This window comes from Rhizobium sp. SVR5-2C (assembly GCF_056755115.1).
In genome coordinates, this window is the sequence record NZ_JBNDHT010000697.1 from 1 (window position 1) to 221 (window position 221).

At 56.6% G+C, this 221-nt stretch carries 1 protein-coding gene; it reads left to right on the forward strand.

Annotated elements, in window-relative coordinates; genetic code table 11:
- Positions 1 to 189, forward strand: a 189-nt coding sequence (locus tag ACPYOI_RS37420; RefSeq protein WP_481424346.1) for a hypothetical protein, incomplete at its 5' end; no start/stop codon positions are given.
- Positions 190 to 221: the final 32 nt, after the last annotated feature.

Genomic DNA, 221 nt, shown 5'->3' on the forward strand with positions numbered 1-221 from the left:
CATAAGACCGGCCGAACGAAGAGCATCTTCGATGACCTTTTGCACGCCGCTCACAGGCCGATGCTGGTCCGGAATTGGCGGCATCTGTCGAAAGTCGTCCGCGCTGGGAATTTAGGAACACAAGCGGTCTACGGTGGTGTTTTCGCCATCTCCCAGGAACAACCGGACGTCGCTCGTGTTGAGGCGTGAGGATTACCAACCCAGCTCACAGTTTCAACGAG